General features: G+C 61.8%; 3 protein-coding genes and 1 pseudogene. All 4 read left to right on the forward strand.

Annotated features, from left to right (window positions below; translation table 11 throughout):
* Positions 1-457: substrate-binding domain-containing protein (locus tag ACLP2E_RS08255; protein WP_442465640.1), on the forward strand; the 457-nt coding region annotated here is incomplete at its 5' end.
* A gap of 87 nt (positions 458-544) precedes the next feature.
* Entirely contained in the window at positions 545-1,534 is a 990-nt protein-coding gene (gene pstC, locus ACLP2E_RS08260; RefSeq protein ID WP_442465641.1) for a phosphate ABC transporter permease subunit PstC, read from the forward strand.
* Between the two features lie 5 nt (positions 1,535-1,539).
* The gene (gene pstA, locus ACLP2E_RS08265; RefSeq protein ID WP_442465642.1) at positions 1,540-2,382 is read left to right on the forward strand and encodes a phosphate ABC transporter permease PstA; all 843 of its coding nucleotides are present in this window, start codon (positions 1,540-1,542) and stop codon (positions 2,380-2,382) included.
* An 18-nt stretch (positions 2,383-2,400) separates the two neighbouring features.
* A pseudogene (locus tag ACLP2E_RS08270) lies at positions 2,401-2,751 on the forward strand (phosphate ABC transporter ATP-binding protein); the annotation flags it as partial.
* Positions 2,752-2,839: the final 88 nt, after the last annotated feature.

Here is a 2,839-nt window from a genome sequence, read left to right on the forward strand (position 1 = left end):
CGATTGGCCGGGCGGCATCGGCGCCAAGGGCAACGATGGCGTCGCCAACAATGTCGCGACCACCAAGGGCGCGATCGGATACGTCGAGTACGCCTACGCCAAGCAGAACAAGCTGACCCATGCGTCGATGCTCAACAAGGCGGGCAAGGTTGTCGAGCCGACGCTCGAATCCTTTCAGGCCGCCGCGGCGAACGCCGATTGGGCCCATGCGCATGATTTCTATCAGATTCTCGCCAATCAGCCCGGCGACAAGTCTTGGCCGATGACCGCCGCGACCTTCATCCTGATGTACAAGGATCCGGCTAACGTCGCGGCCTCGAACGATGCGCTCTCGTTCTTCAAGTGGGCGTATGAGAAGGGCGACAAGATGGCCGAGGACCTCGACTACATCCCGATGCCCGACAATGTCGTCAAGCTCGTCGAGGCCTATTGGGCGAAGGAAATCAAGCAGAAGTGACGATGCGCGGGCGGGCGGCGGCGTGCCGCCCGCCCGAGTTTCCCACTTCTGTGCGTACTTGACACTCCAGCAGAGTTGAAACCCGAAATGTCGGCAACCGCGATGTCCGGCGCCAGCGCCGCCCCCAGTTCGACCATGGACCGGGCACGCGCGCTCGGGCGGTTAAGGGCCCTCGACCGCAGCTTTTATTGGATGACGATCGGTTCGGCGCTGATCGTGCTCATCCTGCTGGCGGGCGTCGCGATCTCGCTGTTCCTCGGTGCGTGGCCAGCCTTCCGCGAGTTCGGTTTCAATTTTTTCATCTCCGACGCCTGGAGCCCGCCGCGCGAGAAGTTCGGCGCAGCGACCGCGATCTACGGAACGCTCGTCACCTCGCTGATCGCAATGCTGATTGCGGTTCCCGTCGGTCTCGGCATCGCGGTCTTTCTCACAGAACTGTGCTGGATCCCCTTGCGCCGGCCGATCGGCGTCGCCATTGAGCTGCTCGCCGGCAATCCCTCCATCATCTATGGCATCTGGGGCGTCTATTATTTCCGGCCGGTGATGCAGTCCTACATCCAGCCGTTCCTGATCCACACGCTCGGGAATGTGCCGTTGATCGGCTTTCTCTTCCAGGGACCGCCTTTCGGCTATGGCGTGCTGACCGCGGGGCTCGTGCTCGCGCTGATGATTTTGCCCTTCATCACGGCCGTCTCGCGTGACGTGTTCGATACAGTTCCAACTGTGCTGAAGGAGGCTGCGTATGGGGTCGGGGCGACGACTTTCGAAGTCGTCGGCAACATCATCCTTCCCTATACACGGGTCGGCGTGATCGGCGGCGTGATGCTGGCCCTTGGCCGTGCGCTCGGCGAAACCATGGCGGTCACCTTCGTCATCGGCAACGCAACGAAGATCCAGACGTCGATCCTCGCCCAGGGCACGACCATCTCAGCGATGATCGCCAATCAGTTCGCCGATGCGGATCCGGGTCTGTTCACGTCCTCGCTGCTCGCCCTCGGCTTCATCCTGTTCGTCATCACATTCATCGTTCTTGCGGCCGCCCGCTGGCTGCTGGCCAGTCTCGAATTGAAGGCTTGAAGTCGATGGCCAACCTCTATTCCGGGCGCAAGCGGCGCAACATGATCTGGACGGCGCTGGCCTACGGAGCGACCGGCCTTGGCCTCACCATGCTTGTCATCATTCTGGCCACCCTCCTCTGGAACGGATTGGGCGGACTGTCGCTGGACGTCTTCACCAAGAATACAGCTCCCCCCGGGGTGGTCGGCGGCCTCCTGAACTCGATTGTCGGAAGCATCATCACGACGGCGATTGGTCTGGCTATCGGCGCGCCGCTCGGCATTCTGGCGGGAACGTACCTGGCCGAATATGGTCGCAATGATCGCCTCGCGGTCGCGGTGCGCTTCATCAACGACATTCTGCTGAGTGCGCCGTCGATTGTGGTCGGCCTGTTCGTTTACGAATTGCTCGTCGTGCCTTTCGGACACTTCTCGGCGCTCGCGGGCGGCGTCGCGCTCGCCATTCTCGGGGCGCCGATTATGGTGCGCACCACGGAGGACATGCTCAATCTCGTGCCGGATACGCTGCGCGAGGCGGCCTCGTCGCTGGGAATGCCGCGTTCTCTTGTGATCCGTCACATCGCTTACAAGGCGGTGCGCTCCGGCATCATCACCGGGATCCTCCTGGCGATCGCCCGGATGACCGGCGAGACGGCGCCATTGATCTTCACAGCGCTCGGCAATTCTCTTTTTACCCTCGATCCGCGCGGACCAATGTCGAGCCTTCCGCTGATCATCTACGAGTTCGCCCGCAGCCCTTACGCGGAACAGCAGAGGCTCGCATGGACCGGCGCGCTCATCCTCACGTTTGCGGTGCTTGCCCTGAGCATCGCGGCCCGCGCGCTCTCCGCTTCCACAACACAAAAGTGAATCAAAAGGTTTTCGCTCATGAGCAACGAAGCCAATGCCCCAAGGCCGGCCAAGCCGCCGAGCGCGTCCAAGGACAAGATCGTTATCCGCGGTCTCGATTTCTACTACGGCCAGTCGAAGGCGCTCAAGGACGTCACCCTGTCCTTGTACGAGGGCCAGGTGACCGCGTTCATCGGCCCTTCGGGTTGCGGAAAGTCGACGCTGTTGCGCGTGCTAAACCGCATGTACGATCTCTATCCCGGCCAGCGGGCCGAAGGCGAGGTTCTCCTTGACGGCGAAAACGTTCTGGCGAAAGGCCTCGATCTCAACCTTCTGCGCTCTCGCGTCGGCATGGTGTTCCAGAAGCCGACGCCGTTTCCGATGACGATCTAGCAACGCCGATACCATTCGCAGGTCAATCAGGTTCTGCAGGTAGCTGCGCACCACGTCGTCAACCACGACCCGCTGACACGCTTCG

Source organism: Rhodoblastus sp. (assembly GCF_052145335.1).
Classification (GTDB): Bacteria; Pseudomonadota; Alphaproteobacteria; order Rhizobiales; family Beijerinckiaceae; genus Rhodoblastus.